Source organism: Microbacterium tenebrionis, from assembly GCF_903645325.1.
GTDB classification, from domain to species: Bacteria; Actinomycetota; Actinomycetes; order Actinomycetales; family Microbacteriaceae; genus Microbacterium; species Microbacterium tenebrionis.
The window spans coordinates 31,188-45,822 of the sequence record NZ_CAHJXQ010000013.1 but is presented as its reverse complement, the minus strand read 5'-3'; the positions used below and the strand labels follow the sequence as shown (position 1 = coordinate 45,822).

The following is a 14,635-nucleotide window of genomic DNA, read 5'->3' as shown; positions in this document are numbered from 1 at the left end:
CGGCGCATATTCCGATGCGGTGCAGAACAAGGCCCCGGTCGGCGCACCTTCGCAGAACGACGGGAATCTCGCAGCCCTCGGCCTGATTCGTGCGAGATTCCTGTCGTTCTGCGGGATTCCGGCGCGGGTCAGGACTCCCGGTGGTAGCCGTGCAGATCGTCCTGGACTCCGTTGATCCAGATCTCCTCGCCGCCGTCGGGGTCGGGGATGCGGATCGTGCGCGCGAACGCCTCGTCGACGACGGATGCTTCGAACCCGGCATCCCGCAGCCGCGAGGCCAGTGCATCGAGGTCTCCGCGCGCCTCGAACGACAGCCCGATCCGCGGCTCTCCCGCGTGCAGTCCCACAGAACCGCCGGCACCGATCATCTCGACCCATCCCGCGCGGTCCGAAGCGATCCCCGCGCGGAAGCCGAGCGCTTCGAGGATCACCCGCGACTCGTCGAGGTCCTCTTGAAACCAGATCGGCTGCACGGCGATGCTCCCGGCTCCGCTCTGCGCGGCACCCTCGGACACTGAGATCCGGACGCCGGAGGCGGCACGCACCACGAGCATCTTCCCGACGCCCTCCATGACGGTCTGCTCGACGTCGAAGGAGGAGAGGGCAGTCGCCGCGGCATCCAGACTCTCGACGATGAGGTGGATGTCGACCGTGCCGGGCCGGTGGTCATCTGTCGCACCGTGCACGGCCAGGATGCCGTCGGCGTGGAACTCACCCCATTCCGGTGCAGGCGGATACGGCGCGACGAATCCGAGCGCCTCGGCGAGCGCCCACCAGCGCTGCGGCTGCTCGGTGTACAGGATCTGCTGAACCACGGTCATCATTTCTCCCTCAGGTATGCGCGCAATGCCGCCTCGACGAGTGCGGACAGGCTCGTACCCTCGTCGATCGCCTGGTGCTTCACCTCGCGTATGAGATCGGCGGGCAGATACACGTTGAACTGCGCCTTCTTGGGTTCACTTGCTTGCATGCTAGCAATATAGCAACGGCCGCACGATAACCTCAAGACATGGCCCGCACCACGGACTCCCCTGTCGCCCCACGCGTCTCGCCGCCCGATCTGCCGGACGACCTCGACGACGCCGAGCCTCGCCGCGGGGCGGACCGCATCGCGGCGCGGCTCGACCTCGCAGGCAGCGCAGATCTCGCCCACTCCTCGCTCGAGCAGTGCGTGCTCACCGGCGACGTCGAAACCCTCGACCTCACCGGTGCCACGCTCCTCGACGTCGACATGCGCGACGTGCGCGCGGCATCCGCTCCCTTGCGCAACGCGAGCATCCGCCGGCTGCGCATCACCGGCGGGCGCATCGGCACCCTCGATCTCAGCGGCGCGCGCATCGACGAGCTCGAGCTCCGGGACGTCCGCATCGACTACCTGAATCTCGGCGGGGCGAAGGCCGCGGACGTTCTGATCTCCGCCAGCATGATCCGCACACTCGACATGCCCCAGGCCGAACTCACCCGCGTGGCGTTCGACGACTGCCGCAGTGACGAGGTCGACCCGCGCGGCCTGCGCGCGACGGACGTGGACCTCCGCGGACTCGACGCCATCGCCTTCACGGACGCGAACAGCCTGCGCGGCACGACGCTCACGACGTTCCAGGTTCAGCAGCTCGCCCCCGTGTTCGCCGCAGGGGTCGGGATTCAGGTGCGGGACTAGGCAAGGCTTCGACTCGCTCCGCTCGCTCAACCCGTTTCGTGGCTCCGCCCTCCGCTCAACGACCCGAAACGCTGCAGCGACTGCTCCTACCTGCCAGCCGCGATCAGCTCCTGGGTGAACGGATGCTGGGGAGCGGCGAACACCGCAGCCACCGGCCCCTGCTCGACGATCGCCCCGTGCTGCATCACGAGCACGTCGTCCGACACGGCGGCGACGACATCCAGATCGTGCGAGACGAAGATCATGGTCAGTCCCCGGTCTCGCTGCAGTCGCGCCAGAAGCTGCAGCACCTTCTCGCGCACGGAGGGGTCGAGCGCCGAGACGGGTTCGTCGAGCACGAGCACGTCCGGTTCCGCAGCGAGCGCCCGAGCGATCGCCGCCCGCTGCCGCTGCCCGCCCGACAACCGGGCAGGGCGCCGCTTCGCGAGCTCCGGCGCGAGATCGACCTCCGCCATGAGCTCGGCCACCCGCGCGGAACGCTGGGATCGGTGAACCCCTCCCGCGGCGAGCGCCTCACGCAGTGATCGCCCGATCGTCCACCGGGGATCGAACGCCCCCAGCGGGTTCTGGTGCACGAGCTGGACGCGGTGCTCCCCGCTCCAGCGCAGGTCGCCCGCGTCCGGTCTCTCCACACCGACGATCATGCGCGCGAGCGTCGTCTTCCCCGACCCCGACTCCCCACGATCCCGAGCGTCTGACCCTCGAGCAGCGTGAAGGACGCATCCGCGACGGCCGGCACACCCGCGAACGACCTGGACACGCCGATGGCCGTGAGCACGGCATCTCGGCCCTGAGCCTGTCGAAGGGCCCGAAGCGGTCCGAGCGCGGCTCGTGATCCGTGGCAGCGATGAGCGCTCGCGTGTACTCCTCGGTCGGGGCATCCAGGACCTCCGCCACCGCGCCCTGCTCGATCACGCGCCCGCCGCGCATCACGAGCACCCGGTCGGCGACCCGGCGGACGGCCGCGAAGTCATGACTGATGAAGACGACCGCGGTGCCGGCATCTGCAATCTCACGCAGCAGAGCGAGCACACGCGCCTGCACGGTGGCATCCAGTGCCGTCGTCGGCTCGTCCGCGACGAGGACGGCCGGGTCCCCGGCGAGCGCCGACGCGATCAGCGCCCGCTGACGCAGGCCGCCGGAGAGCTCGTGCGGGTACTGCCGCGCGCGCTGCTCCTGTGCAGGCATCGCGACGGACTCGAGCAGGTCGATCACCCGCTCCCGCCGCTCGGCGCGCGACAGACGCGTGTGGATCGCGAGGGGCTCGGCGATCTCCGCACCGATCCGCCGCAGCGGATCGAGCGAGACGAGCGCGTCCTGCGCGACGAGGGCGATCCGCGCGCCGCGCACCTCCCGCCACTGCGATTCCGACAGCCGCCGCACATCGACCCCGTCGACGTCGAGGACGGATGCCGTCACGCGGCCCGGCGCGAGCCCGAGGAGCGCTGACGCCGTGAGAGATTTCCCCGCACCGGACTCGCCGACGATCGCCACGCACTCCCCCGGCGACACCGAGAACGAGACGCCGTCGACGAGCACGCGCCGCTCGATTGCGACCGACAGGTCCTGGACCACCAGCGCGCTCACGCGACCCTCCCCTCGAGACGTGCCCGCAGCGTGCGGCCGACGACGGTCGCCGAGACGACCGTGAGCGTGATGGCGAGCCCCGGGAACACCGCGATCCACCACGCCGTGCCGAGCGTGTTCCGCCCGCCGGCGAGCATGAGACCCCACTCCGGCACGGGCTCGGTCGGTCCGAGGCCCAGGAAGCTGAGCCCGGCGACGGCGAGGATGCTCGAACCGATGCCGATGGTCGCGAGCACGCTGAGGGTGCTGAGCACCCCGGGCGCCACATGCCGGGTGAACGCCCGTGACCTGGGCACGCCGAGGATGCGCGCCGCCTCGACGTGCTCCGCGAGCACCAGCGTCCGCGTCTGCACGCGCGCGAGCCGGACGTACACGGGCACGGCGGCGAGCGTGACCGCGATCGCGACGTTGACTGGTCCGGGGCCGAGCACGGCGACGACGACGAGCGCGACGAGGAATTCGGGGAACGCCATGAGCACGTCGTTGACGCGCATGGCCGCGGCATCCACCCCGCGCGGCGCGATGCCGGACAGCGCGCCGAGCACGAGACCCGCGACGAGCGCGAGAGCCGTCGCGAGCAGGCCGATGCCGACCGACCGGCCGGCCCCGTGCACGACGCGCGAGAACACGTCGCGCCCGCTCTGGTCGGTCCCGAACCAGTGCGCGGCACTCGGCGCCTCGAGTGCGGCCCGCACGTCGGCCTGCAGCGGGTCGGCCGGTGCGATGAGGCCGGGGACAAGCGCCATCGCGGCGATGATCGCGAGCACGGCCAGGGCCGCCCCGAGCAGCACACGGCGCGCGGCGCTCATCGGCGCACCTGCCCGACCGCGCCCTGACCGACCGCGCCCTGACCGGCGGCACCCTGCCCGGCCGCGCCGCGAGACGCCTGCCGTTGACGCGGGTCGAGCAGCGGATGCAGCAGCTCGACGACGACGTTCACGACGACGAAGACGAGCGCGCTGAACAGGATGATGCCGCTGATCACCGGCAGATCCCGGTCGGTGATCGCGGCCAGCGTCACGCGTCCGAGTCCCGGCCGGGCGAACACCGTCTCGACGAGCACGGCTCCACCGAGCAGAGACCCGACGAGGTACGCCGTGAGTGTGAGGGCGCCGGCCGCACCGTGACGCAGCGTGTGGTGCGCGGTCAGCCGGACGTGACCTGCGCCCCTGGCGCGCACGGTCGTTGCGAAGGGCTGCCGCTCGGCGGCCTCGATCCCGTCGCGCAGCACCTGCCCGAGCAGCGCTGCGACGGGCAGGGCGAGCGTGACTGCGGGCAGCACGATCGTCGCGGGGTTGCGGGTGCCGGAAACCGGGAACCAGCCCAGCCCGAACGCGAAGACCGTCAGCAGCAGGATGCCGATCCAGAACACCGGCGACGAGAGCACGACGAGCTCGATCCCCGCGACCACCCCGCGTGCGGCTCTGCCACGCACGAAGAGCGCGCCGGCGAGCGCGAGCACGACGGCGATCACCAGCGCGAGCGCGGTCAGCTGGAGGGTCGCCCCAAGCGGCCGGCCGATGACCTCGGCAACCGGCATCCGCAGCTGGTAGGACTCGCCGAGGTCACCGCGAACGAGCTGCCCGAGGTACGCGACGTACTGCTCGAGCGGCGGCCGGTCGAGCCCGAGCTCGGCGCGGATGCCGTCCTTGACCGCCTCGCTCACCTGCGCCTGCGGCCCGAGCATGACCGACACCGGGTCGCCGGGGATCACCCGGAACGCGAGGAACGCCAGCGTCGCCGCGCCCCACAGGACGACGATGACGGATGCCGCGATCTGCGCGATCCGGACGAGGAGCGGTTTCACGACCGGATCAGCCGACCGTGACCCCGTAGAACAGGGGGCGGCCGTACAGGTCGTACTGGAGGCCGTCGACGGTGTCGTTGTACGCCGTGATCAGCGACGGGCTGTACAGCGGCACGATCGCGGTGTACTCGGCGTTCCACTGCTGCAGCTGCGCGTAGATGTCCGCGCGGGCGTCGACGTCGCTCGTGGCGATGCCCTGCTCGAGCAGCTCGTCGATCTCGGGGTCGGACACCTGCGATGCATTCTGGAAGCCGTCGGTGTGCAGGTGGCTGCGCAGGAGGTCGCCGTCGACGCCCGAGAAGCCCCAGTCGGTCAGGTCGAACGTCTTCGGACCGTACTGCTCGTTGTAGGCGCCGGGCTCGAGCACCTCGCGCTTGACCTCGAAGCCTATCTGCGCGAGGTCCGACTGGATCGCGTTGCCCAGTGCCGCCTTGTCGTCGGGCACAGGGGTCCAGGCGATCCACCGCGCCGAGAGACGCTTGCCGTCCTTCATGCGGATGCCGTCGCTGTCGCGGTCGGTCCAGCCTGCCTCGTCGAGCAGAGAGTTCGCGGCATCCTGATCGAACGGCCAGGTGCCCTCGAGCGACGCGTCGTAGCCGGGCGTGGTCGATCCGAGGATGCTCCACGCACGCGGGAACTGGCCGAAGTAGATCTCTTCGACGGCGGCGTCGATGTCGATGCCGCGGGCGAACGCCTGCCGCACCTTCTCGTCAGCGAACACGCCGTACTTCTCGTTCAGGTACAGCGAGTACGGCAGGCCCGGGTACTCGACCGAGTCGACCGTGAGCGTGTCCGGCAGATCGACCGCGAGGTTCGGCGGGATGTTGCTGGCGAGATCGGCCTCGCCGCTGGAGACTACGCCGGCCCGAACGGAGGCCTCGGGCAGGATCTCGATCCGCAGCGTCTCGAACTTCGCCGCCCCGGCACCGTCAGGACCCCAGGCGTAGTCGGGGTTGCGGGTGTAGACGATCTCCTGGTCGGGCGTGTACTGGGTGAGCTCGAACGGTCCGGTGCCGACCGTGACGCCGGGCCCGCCGGCCTTCAGCTGATCGGCCGACTCGGCGAGCACCTTGGGCGAGTAGAAGCCGAGGAGCGCCGTGCTCGCGGCCTGCAGGAAGGGCGAGTACGGCTGGCTGAACTTCACCTCGACGGTGTAGTCGTCCTTGACGGTCGTGCCCTCGTAGAAGTCGGCGCCGAGCATGCTGGAGGCCTGCGCCGAGGCGGTCTCGGGGTCGACGATGCGGTCGAAGTTCGCCTTGACGGCCGCAGCGTCGAAGGGCTCGCCGTCGTGGAAGGTGACATCGTCGCGCAGCTCGAACGTGTAGGTCGTGCTGTCGTCGGAGACCTGCCAGTCCTCCGCGAGCCACGGCGAGAACGATCCGTCGGCCTCCTGGTAGACCAGCGAGTCGAGGACGGCGCGCTGCACCATTCCCGAGACGTCGAGCTGGCTGGTCTGCGGGTCCATGTGACCGGCAGCGAGGTTCGCGCCCTCGATGGCCCAGACGACCTCGCCGTTCATGTCGCCCGCGCTCGTGTCGCCGGAACCGCCCGACGTTCCGGCGCAGGCGCTGAGCAGCAGAGCGGATGCCGCCACGAGGGCGGTGACGGGCAGAATGCGACGCACGAGCGAAGTGGGCATGCGAGTCCTCAGGAAGGGTGAAGGGGGTGGGTCCAGTCTATCGGTGGTTTTTGGACGGGGTCGATCTACCGGGAGTCTCCTCCACGCGCCCGCTTCGTTAGACTGGTCCCCACAACCCACACACTCAGGCACGTACACACCGTGCCGCATACATCGCTCAAGGAGACCCTCATGTCATCGATCCCCGACAAGCCCGCACTCGAAGGTCTCGAAGCGAAGTGGGACGGCGTCTGGGCCGAGCAGGGCACCTACCTGTTCGATCGCCTGCGCGCCGCCGAGCTGGGCCGCGAAGGGGTCTACTCGATCGACACGCCTCCGCCCACGGCATCCGGGTCTCTGCACATCGGCCATGTGTTCTCGTACACGCACACCGACGTCAAGGCCCGCTACGAGCGCATGCGCGGAAAGAGCGTCTTCTACCCGATCGGCTGGGACGACAACGGCCTTCCCACCGAGCGCCGCGTGCAGAACTACTACGGCGTGCGGGTCGATGTGACCCTCCCCTACGAGCCGGACTTCACCCCGCCGTTCGAGGGCAATGCGAAGAGCCTGAAGGCCGCCGACCAGCAGCCGGTGAGCCGCCGCAACTTCATCGAGCTGTGCGAGAAGCTCACGGTCGAGGACGAGAAGCAGTTCGAGGACGTGTTCCGTCAGCTCGGCCTGAGCGTCGACTGGACGCAGACGTACCGCACCATCTCGGATGAGACGATCCGCCAGAGCCAGCTCGGATTCATCCGCAACCACGAGCGCGGCGAGGCGTACCAGGCGCTCGCTCCCACCCTGTGGGACGTCGACTTCCGCTCCGCGATCGCCCAGGCCGAACTCGAGGATCGCGACCAGCAGGCCGCGTACCACCGCCTCGCCTTCCACAAGACCGACGGATCGGGCGACATCCACATCGAGACCACCCGCCCCGAACTGCTCGCGGCCTGCGTGGCCCTCGTCGCGCACCCCGATGACGAGCGCTACCAGCCGTACTTCGGATCCACCGTGCGCACGCCGCTGTTCGACGTCGAGGTTCCCGTGCTCGCGCATCACCTGGCGCAGCAGGACAAGGGGTCCGGCATCGCCATGGTCTGCACCTTCGGCGATGTGACCGACATGGTGTGGTGGCGCGAGCTCGACCTGCCGATCCGCACGATCCTGGGTCTCGACGGCCGCGTGGTGGCCGATGCGCCCGACGCCATCGAGTCGGATGCCGGAAAGGCCGCATACGCGGAGCTCGCCGGCAAGACCGTCTTCAGCGCCAAGAAGCGCGTGGTGGAGCTGCTGGAGGAGACCGGCGAGCTGCTGGAGGTGTCCAAGCCCTTCAACCACGCCGTGAAGTTCTTCGAGAAGGGCGACCGCCCGCTCGAGATCGTGTCCACGCGCCAGTGGTACATCCGCAACGGCGCCCGCGACGGCGAGCTGCGCGAGCAGCTGCTCGCCCACGGCAAGCAGCTGGAGTGGCACCCCGACTTCATGCGCGTCCGCTACGAGAACTGGGTCGGCGGCCTCACCGGCGACTGGCTCGTGTCGCGTCAGCGCTTCTTCGGCGTACCCATCCCGGTCTGGTACGGCCTCGACGAGAACGGCGAGCGCGACTACGGCCGCGTGCTCGTCGCATCCGCTGAGCAGCTGCCCATCGACCCGACCGTCGACGTTCCCACCGGCTACACCGAGGACCAGCGCGGCGTCGCGGGCGGCTTCGAGGCCGAGATCGACATCCTCGATACCTGGGCGACGTCGTCGCTGACCCCGCAGCTGGCCGGCGGCTGGCAGCGGGATGAGGAGCTGTGGAACCTCGTGGCGCCGTTCGATGTGCGCCCGCAGGGGCAGGACATCATCCGCACATGGCTGTTCTCGACCATGCTGCGCTCGACGCTCGAAGACCGGCGTTCGCCGTGGAAGCACGCTTCGATCTCGGGCTTCATCGTCGACCCCGACCGCAAGAAGATGTCGAAGTCCAAGGGCAACGTCGTCACCCCGGCCGACATCCTCGAGAAGCACGGCTCGGATGCCGTGCGCTACTGGGCCGCATCCAGCCGCCTCGGCGTGGATGCTGCGTTCGACCCGCAGAACCCGACGCAGATGAAGATCGGACGCCGCCTGGCGATCAAGATCCTCAACGCGGCCAAGTTCGTGCTGTCGTTCCCCGTGCCCGCCGGCGCCCAGGTGACGCACGCCCTGGACGCCTCGATGCTCGCCGCCCTGGACGAGGTCGTGGCCGAGGCGACGAAGGCGTTCGACGCTTTCGATCACGCGCGGGCGCTCGAGGTCACCGAGTCGTTCTTCTGGACGTTCTGCGACGACTACCTCGAGCTCGTCAAGGAACGCGCGTACGACCAGACGGATGTCGGTCAGCCGTCTGCGGCGCTCGCGCTGCGGATCGCCCTCTCGGCGCTGCTGCGCCTGCTCGCCCCTGTCGTGTCCTTCGCGACCGAGGAGGCATGGAGCTGGTTCGAGGAGGGCTCGGTGCACACCGCCGCCTGGCCGACCGCAGGCGAACTCGCCGGCGGCGATGCGTCGGTGCTCTCGTCCGCCAGCGCCGCACTCATCGGCATCCGCCGCGCCAAGACCGAGGCGAAGGCATCGCAGAAGACGCCGGTCTCGCGCGCCGTCATCACGGCTCCTGCCGATTCGCTCGAGGCCCTGCGGGCCGCCGCAGGCGACCTCAGCGCCGTCGGCCGCATCGCCGAGCTCGAGATCGTGGAGGGCTCCGAGCTCGCCGTCACCGAGATCGTGCTGGCCCCCGTGGAGCAGAGCTGATGCAGCTCGGCACGCGGTGGGCGGCGGGAGCGGATGCTCCGGCATCCGTCCCCGCCGCGCTGCTGCCCGCGATCGCCGAGGTCGAGGCGCAGGGCCTTCGACAGGCTCAGGGACCGACCCCCTGGTGGACGCTGACCTGGCTCGAGGGGCGTCCGATCGCCGAGCTGGACGCCGGGTGGGAAGTCCTGCTCACGGCATCCGGCGAGGTCATCGCCCGACCGTTCCAGGACTGAGGACGCTCAGCGACCCGACAGGCCCATCTGCGCCAGCATCCGGTCGGCGGCACGCGGGTCCGCCTTGGTGGTCTGCTCGGCCTGGATGGCGGCGAGCATCGCCTCGTGGCGCTCCTGTCGGCGCTCCGCGCGAGCGGTCGCCCAGCGCGTGACGGCGTCGGCGACGCGGATCGTTCCTCGTTCGAGAGCGGACGCGCCGCGCGGCAGTGCGACGGTTCGGGTGATGGCGACTGCGCTCATGATGCCGACTCCTCGGTGTTGGTGCGATCGGTGTTGGTGCGATCGGTGAGCGGGAAGACATCGGCGCGCACGCTCACGCGCCGGACGCCCTCGCCCTTCTGCCCGCGGTACGTCGCGGATGCTTGGTCGATGATGGCCTCGAGCTTCTTCACGAGCTCGGTCGTCTGAGCCGCCGTCATCGGGATGCCGCTCGTCATCGACGAGCTCGCATCGACCCATTCCGGCGTCTCCTTGTTGATGCCGCGGCCGAGGTAGTCCATGAGCTCGTCGTTGCGACGCCGCATCGTCTCGGTCATGACGACCTGGAGCGCGGCTTCGCCCGCGGGAGATCCCTCCACGGCGCGGGAGTCGTAGACGACCCCGCCCTCAGGCCGTTCCCACCACCGCTCGCGCCCGGAGCGCTCCCCCTCGACCTCGCGGATGAGGTCATGACGCGCGAGTGCTCGGAGGTGGTAGCTGGTGGCACCGGAGGACTCGCCGAGGATGTCAGCGAGCGTGCTGGCCGTCTGCGGCCCCTCGCTGGCGAGGAGATCGAAGATCCGCACGCGCAGGGGGTGCGACAGGGCGCGGAGCGCTCCGGCATCCAGAACACGGCGTTCCTTCGCGGCGGGAGCATTCTCGTTCTCGGTCATAATGCAAAGATATCGTTGCAAACGTTTCTTTGCAACCACTTCTTTGCGGACGGCGGCGTCATGGACATAGGCTCGTCGGATGACCGACGCAGCGAACCCGCTCCTGACGCCTTCTGCCCTCCCCTACGCGCTTCCCGACTACGCCGCGATACGCCCCGAGCACTACCTTCCGGCATTCCGTGCCGCCTTCGATGAGCACCGGGCGGAGATCGCCGCGATCACGCGCGTGCGCTCGATGCCGACCTTCGGGAACACGATGGTTCCGCTCGAGCAGGCCGGGGCGATGCTCGAACGCGTCGCGCACGCGTTCTACACGGTCAGCTCGGCGGATGCCACGACCGAGATCCAGGAGATCGACGAGCAGCTCGCACCTCTCATGGCCGCGCACGAGGATGCGATCCGGCTGGATGCCCAGCTGTACTGGCGCGTCAAGACACTGCATGACCAGCTCGACGCCCTCGGCCTCGACGCCGAGAGCCGGTATCTCGTCGAGCGGCACTTCCGTGAGATGACGCACGCCGGCGCCGGGCTCGACGACGACGCCAAGGCTCGCCTGACTGCCCTGAACCAGAAGATCTCCACGCTGACGACCACGTTCGAGAAGAACCTGCTGGCAGACACGAACGACCTCGCGGTCCACTTCGAGACCGCGGACGAGCTCGATGGACTCGCGGCGGGCGAACTGTCGGCCGCAGCACGCGCGGCGACCGACCGCGGCCATGACAGCGGCTTCCTCATTACGCTGCCGCTGTTCACCGGGCATCCGTACCTGGCGTCGCTCACCAACCGCGAGAGCCGCCGGCGGATCATGGAGGCGTCGCGTTCGCGCGCCGTACGCGGCACCGCGAACGACAATCGCACCGTCCTCACCGAGATCGCGGCGCTCCGTGCGGAGCGGGCGGCGCTGCTCGGTCACGACTCCCACGCCGCGTACGTGACGGCCGATGAGACGGCCGGGAGCCCGGATGCCGTCGCCGACCTCCTGAAGCGGCTCGCGCCCGCCGCAGCATCCAATGCCCGTGCCGAGCAGGCGGCCCTGCAGGCGATCATCGACGAGACTGAGGCCGAGCCTTTCGCCCTCGAGGCGCACGACTGGGCGTTCTACACCGAGAAGGTGCGGGCGGCGCAGTACGACATCGACACAGCGGCGCTGCGCCCGTGGTTCGAGGCCGAGCGCGTGCTGCAGGACGGGGTGTTCTTCGCCGCGACGCAGCTGTACGGCGTGACGTTCGCCGAGCGTTCGGACCTGGTGGCCTATCACCCCGGCGCGCGCGTCTTCGAGGTGTTCAACCCGGGCGGTTCGGCGCTCGGCCTGTACGTCCTCGACCTCTACACGCGCGACGCCAAGCGGGGCGGCGCGTGGATGAACCCGATCGTCAGCCAGTCCGCGCTGCGGGGAACGGCACCGGTCGTCGTGAACAACCTCAACGTGGCGCAGCCCGGCGACGGCGAGCCGACCCTTCTGACGCTGGACGAGGTCACCACGCTGTTCCACGAGTTCGGGCACGCCCTTCACGGGCTGTTCGCGACCGTGAACTACCCGCACTTCGCCGGGACGAACGTGTTCCGCGACTTCGTGGAGTTCCCCAGCCAGGTCAACGAGATGTGGATCCTCTGGGCCGAGGTTCTCGACAACTACGCCCGCCACTTCGAGACCGGCGAGCCCCTGGATGCCGTGATCGTGGAGCGCCTGCGCGCCACGGAGACCTTCAACCAGGGCCACGACACGAGCGAATACCTCGCCGCCGCGTGGCTGGATCAGGCCTGGCACCGGCTGGGAGCCTCGGACACCGTGACCGACGTCGCCGCGTTCGAAGCCGAGGCGCTCGCCGAGATCGGGCTGGACAACCCCGCCGTGCCGACCCGTTACTCGTCGACGTATTTCGCGCATGTGTTCTCGGGCGGGTACAGCGCCGGCTATTACTCGTACATCTGGAGCGAGGTGCTCGACGCCGACACGGTGGAGTGGTTCCGCGAGAACGGCGGACTGACACGCGAGAACGGCGACCGCTTCCGCGCACGGCTGCTGGGCGTCGGCGGCTCGAAGGACCCCCTCGAGGCGTACCGCGACTTCCGCGGCCGGGATGCCGAGATCGCCCCGCTGCTGAAGCGCCGCGGCCTCGGCTGAGCCGCCGCACTTGCCCCCATCCCGCCCCGATTCCTGTGCACAGCTTCGGATGCCGCACCCGACACGCCGTGCGGAGCGGCCTGCGGGCGGCGTGTCGCGCCCGCGCATCCGAAGTTGTGCACGGGGGTGGCACTCGTGGCGCGACGGCGTGGTCAGAGGCGGGCGAGCGCCTTGAACCAGGTCAGCTGGTGGTAGCTCTGCGAGAGGTGCTCGTCGAGCCCGTCCATCGGCAGTACGTGCACGGCGATGGTCTCAGTATCATCCAGCGACTGCTCGCCGACCAGCACACAGCCGCGCGCGAGGAAGTGGTGCACGCGGTTGGTGTGGTTTCCGAAGTTCGCCCAGGTCGCACCGAGGTCGACGAGCTCGCGCGCCTCGTAACCTGTCTCCTCGCGGAGCTCCCGCGCCGCGGCATCCAGAGGGCTCTCTCCGGATTCGACGGCTCCGCCGATCGTCCCGAGCGCGACGATGCCCGCGCCGTGGCGGTACTCCTCGAGGACGATCGCCTCGCCCTCGGGATTCAGTGCGAGGACGGAGATCCACTCCGCAGGTTCCAGCACGTAGTAGGGCGCGATCGTCTGCCCTGAAGCATCCACGCAGGTGTCAGCCCGAAGCCGGATCCAGCGGTCCGCGACGACGGTGTCGGAGTCCACGACCCGCCAGGGGCGGACCTCCGACATCAGGCGCTCTTGCGCTTGCGCTCCATCACAACCGTCGGCGGTTCTCCCTCTTCGACCGAAGCGCGCGTGACGACAACCTTCTTGACGTCGTCCGCCGACGGGATCTCGAACATGATCGGGCCGAGCACGTCCTCAAGGATCGCGCGGAGGCCGCGAGCACCCGTCTTGCGCTCGACGGCGAGGTCGGCGATCGACCGAAGCGCGTCTTCGTCGAAGTCGAGTTCGACACCGTCGAGCTCGAACATGCGCTGATACTGCTTGACGAGCGCGTTGCGCGGACCCGTGAGGATATCGATCAGCGCATCCTGGTCGAGCGGCGTGACGGATGCCACAACCGGCAGGCGCCCGATGAACTCGGGGATCAGGCCGAACTTGTGCAGGTCTTCGGGCAGCACCTCGCTGAACAGATCGAGGTCCTTCGACCTGTCGTGCAGCGGCGCGCCGAAGCCGACGCCGTGCTTGCCGACGCGCGAGGACACGATGTCTTCGAGGCCGGCGAAGGCGCCCGCGACGATGAACAGCACGTTCGACGTGTCGATCTGCAGGAACTCCTGGTGCGGATGCTTGCGACCCCCCTGCGGCGGAACCGAGGCGACCGTGCCCTCGATGATCTTCAGCAGCGCCTGCTGCACGCCCTCGCCCGAGACGTCGCGGGTAATCGACGGGTTCTCGGACTTGCGGGCGATCTTGTCGATCTCGTCGATGTAGATGATGCCCTGCTCGGCGCGCTTGACGTCGTAGTCGGCGGCCTGGATGAGCTTGAGGAGGATGTTCTCGACGTCCTCGCCCACGTAGCCGGCCTCGGTCAGGGCCGTGGCGTCGGCGACGGCGAACGGCACGTTCAGGCGCTTGGCCAGCGTCTGGGCGAGGTAGGTCTTGCCGCAGCCGGTAGGACCGATCATCAAGATGTTGCTCTTGGCGATCTCGACCTCTTCAGCCTTCTGCTCGGCCAGCTGCAGCGTGCCGTGCGCGCGGACACGCTTGTAGTGGTTGTAGACGGCGACAGACAGCGAGCGCTTGGCCTGCTCCTGACCGACCACGTATTCCTCGAGGAACGCGTAGATCTCCCGTGGCTTGGGCAGCTCGAAGTCGGCGACGCCCTCGGCGGAGGACTCCGCCATGCGCTCCTCGATGATCTCGTTGCACAGCTCCACGCACTCATCGCAGATGTACACACCCGGGCCGGCGATCAGCTGCTGCACCTGCTTCTGGCTCTTGCCGCAGAAAGAGCACTTGAACAGGTCCGCGCTTTCACCGATTCTGGCCATGCGCATCCTCCTT

15 protein-coding genes are annotated in these 14,635 nt (G+C 69.2%); 4 read left to right on the top strand and 11 right to left on the bottom strand.

What is annotated here, in order from left to right; genetic code table 11:
• Positions 1 to 128: 128 nt before the first annotated feature.
• Positions 129 to 815 carry a VOC family protein gene (locus HWX58_RS13675; protein WP_175988659.1) on the bottom strand — a complete coding sequence of 229 codons (687 nt, stop codon included), beginning with the start codon at positions 813 to 815 and terminating at the stop codon, positions 129 to 131.
• Between the two features lie 5 nt (positions 816 to 820).
• Positions 821 to 970 (bottom strand): ribbon-helix-helix domain-containing protein, encoded by a 150-nt coding sequence (locus HWX58_RS13670; protein WP_175988657.1) that lies wholly within the window; start codon positions 968 to 970, stop codon positions 821 to 823.
• 39 nt (positions 971 to 1,009) lie between these two features.
• On the opposite strand from HWX58_RS13670, the gene HWX58_RS13665 reads away from it, so the two are divergent.
• Positions 1,010 to 1,660 carry a pentapeptide repeat-containing protein gene (locus HWX58_RS13665; protein WP_175988655.1) on the top strand — a complete coding sequence of 217 codons (651 nt, stop codon included), beginning with the start codon at positions 1,010 to 1,012 and terminating at the stop codon, positions 1,658 to 1,660.
• Between the two features lie 86 nt (positions 1,661 to 1,746).
• Here the strand turns inward: HWX58_RS13665 and HWX58_RS15210 are convergent, their stop codons facing one another.
• Genes HWX58_RS15210 through HWX58_RS13645 form a run of 5 tightly spaced genes read right to left on the bottom strand, consistent with a single transcriptional unit; the run spans position 1,747 to position 6,693 of the window.
• Entirely contained in the window at positions 1,747 to 2,292 is a 546-nt protein-coding gene (locus tag HWX58_RS15210) for an ATP-binding cassette domain-containing protein (protein WP_250646259.1), read from the bottom strand.
• The gene (locus HWX58_RS13660) at positions 2,174 to 3,247 is read right to left on the bottom strand and encodes an ABC transporter ATP-binding protein (protein WP_250646258.1); all 1,074 of its coding nucleotides are present in this window, start codon (positions 3,245 to 3,247) and stop codon (positions 2,174 to 2,176) included. The genes HWX58_RS15210 and HWX58_RS13660 overlap by 119 nt, the downstream gene beginning before the upstream one ends.
• On the bottom strand, positions 3,244 to 4,056 hold the full coding sequence (locus HWX58_RS13655) for an ABC transporter permease (protein WP_175988653.1): 813 nt from the start codon (positions 4,054 to 4,056) through the stop codon (positions 3,244 to 3,246). Before HWX58_RS13655 ends, HWX58_RS13660 begins: the two co-directional genes overlap by 4 nt.
• The gene (locus tag HWX58_RS13650; RefSeq protein WP_175988651.1) at positions 4,053 to 5,054 is read right to left on the bottom strand and encodes an ABC transporter permease; all 1,002 of its coding nucleotides are present in this window, start codon (positions 5,052 to 5,054) and stop codon (positions 4,053 to 4,055) included. Before HWX58_RS13650 ends, HWX58_RS13655 begins: the two co-directional genes overlap by 4 nt.
• Positions 5,055 to 5,061: 7 nt before the next feature.
• Positions 5,062 to 6,693, bottom strand: a complete 1,632-nt coding sequence (locus HWX58_RS13645; protein WP_175988649.1) for an ABC transporter substrate-binding protein — start codon at positions 6,691 to 6,693, stop codon at positions 5,062 to 5,064.
• Positions 6,694 to 6,864: 171 nt separating this feature from the next.
• On the opposite strand from HWX58_RS13645, the gene valS reads away from it, so the two are divergent.
• Together valS and HWX58_RS13635 are read left to right on the top strand one after the other, a co-directional pair.
• The gene (gene valS / locus HWX58_RS13640) at positions 6,865 to 9,441 is read left to right on the top strand and encodes a valine--tRNA ligase (protein ID WP_175988647.1); all 2,577 of its coding nucleotides are present in this window, start codon (positions 6,865 to 6,867) and stop codon (positions 9,439 to 9,441) included.
• Positions 9,441 to 9,674 (top strand): hypothetical protein, encoded by a 234-nt coding sequence (locus HWX58_RS13635; RefSeq protein WP_175988645.1) that lies wholly within the window; start codon positions 9,441 to 9,443, stop codon positions 9,672 to 9,674. Before valS ends, HWX58_RS13635 begins: the two co-directional genes overlap by 1 nt.
• A gap of 6 nt (positions 9,675 to 9,680) precedes the next feature.
• Here HWX58_RS13635 and HWX58_RS13630 read toward each other — a convergent pair whose 3' ends face one another.
• Together HWX58_RS13630 and HWX58_RS13625 are read right to left on the bottom strand one after the other, a co-directional pair.
• Positions 9,681 to 9,914, bottom strand: a complete 234-nt coding sequence (locus HWX58_RS13630) for a hypothetical protein (RefSeq protein WP_175988643.1) — start codon at positions 9,912 to 9,914, stop codon at positions 9,681 to 9,683.
• Positions 9,911 to 10,546, bottom strand: a complete 636-nt coding sequence (locus tag HWX58_RS13625; protein ID WP_175988641.1) for an ArsR/SmtB family transcription factor — start codon at positions 10,544 to 10,546, stop codon at positions 9,911 to 9,913. The genes HWX58_RS13630 and HWX58_RS13625 overlap by 4 nt, the downstream gene beginning before the upstream one ends.
• A gap of 79 nt (positions 10,547 to 10,625) precedes the next feature.
• Here HWX58_RS13625 and HWX58_RS13620 point away from each other — a divergent pair, with 79 nt between their 5' ends.
• Positions 10,626 to 12,674 (top strand): M3 family metallopeptidase, encoded by a 2,049-nt coding sequence (locus HWX58_RS13620; RefSeq protein ID WP_175988639.1) that lies wholly within the window; start codon positions 10,626 to 10,628, stop codon positions 12,672 to 12,674.
• A gap of 152 nt (positions 12,675 to 12,826) precedes the next feature.
• Here the strand turns inward: HWX58_RS13620 and HWX58_RS13615 are convergent, their stop codons facing one another.
• Together HWX58_RS13615 and clpX are read right to left on the bottom strand one after the other, a co-directional pair.
• Positions 12,827 to 13,354, bottom strand: a complete 528-nt coding sequence (locus HWX58_RS13615; RefSeq protein WP_175988637.1) for an NUDIX hydrolase — start codon at positions 13,352 to 13,354, stop codon at positions 12,827 to 12,829.
• On the bottom strand, positions 13,354 to 14,622 hold the full coding sequence (gene clpX / locus HWX58_RS13610; protein WP_175988635.1) for an ATP-dependent Clp protease ATP-binding subunit ClpX: 1,269 nt from the start codon (positions 14,620 to 14,622) through the stop codon (positions 13,354 to 13,356). The genes HWX58_RS13615 and clpX overlap by 1 nt, the downstream gene beginning before the upstream one ends.
• Between the last annotated feature and the right edge of the window lie 13 nt (positions 14,623 to 14,635).

What these genes read in the sequence shown, in the direction of transcription:
- HWX58_RS13665 (WP_175988655.1), top strand. Translation starts at nt 1,010, where the DNA reads ATGGCCCGCACCACGGACTCCCCTGTCGCCCCACGCGTCTCGCCGCCC.
- HWX58_RS13645 (WP_175988649.1), bottom strand. Translation starts at nt 6,693, where the DNA reads ATGCCCACTTCGCTCGTGCGTCGCATTCTGCCCGTCACCGCCCTCGTG.
- HWX58_RS13625 (WP_175988641.1), bottom strand. Translation starts at nt 10,546, where the DNA reads ATGACCGAGAACGAGAATGCTCCCGCCGCGAAGGAACGCCGTGTTCTG.
- clpX (WP_175988635.1), bottom strand. Translation starts at nt 14,622, where the DNA reads ATGGCCAGAATCGGTGAAAGCGCGGACCTGTTCAAGTGCTCTTTCTGC.
- HWX58_RS13635 (WP_175988645.1), top strand. Translation starts at nt 9,441, where the DNA reads ATGCAGCTCGGCACGCGGTGGGCGGCGGGAGCGGATGCTCCGGCATCC.
- HWX58_RS13620 (WP_175988639.1), top strand. Translation starts at nt 10,626, where the DNA reads ATGACCGACGCAGCGAACCCGCTCCTGACGCCTTCTGCCCTCCCCTAC.
- HWX58_RS13670 (WP_175988657.1), bottom strand. Translation starts at nt 970, where the DNA reads ATGCAAGCAAGTGAACCCAAGAAGGCGCAGTTCAACGTGTATCTGCCC.
- HWX58_RS13630 (WP_175988643.1), bottom strand. Translation starts at nt 9,914, where the DNA reads ATGAGCGCAGTCGCCATCACCCGAACCGTCGCACTGCCGCGCGGCGCG.
- HWX58_RS13615 (WP_175988637.1), bottom strand. Translation starts at nt 13,354, where the DNA reads ATGTCGGAGGTCCGCCCCTGGCGGGTCGTGGACTCCGACACCGTCGTC.
- HWX58_RS13655 (WP_175988653.1), bottom strand. Translation starts at nt 4,056, where the DNA reads ATGAGCGCCGCGCGCCGTGTGCTGCTCGGGGCGGCCCTGGCCGTGCTC.
- valS (WP_175988647.1), top strand. Translation starts at nt 6,865, where the DNA reads ATGTCATCGATCCCCGACAAGCCCGCACTCGAAGGTCTCGAAGCGAAG.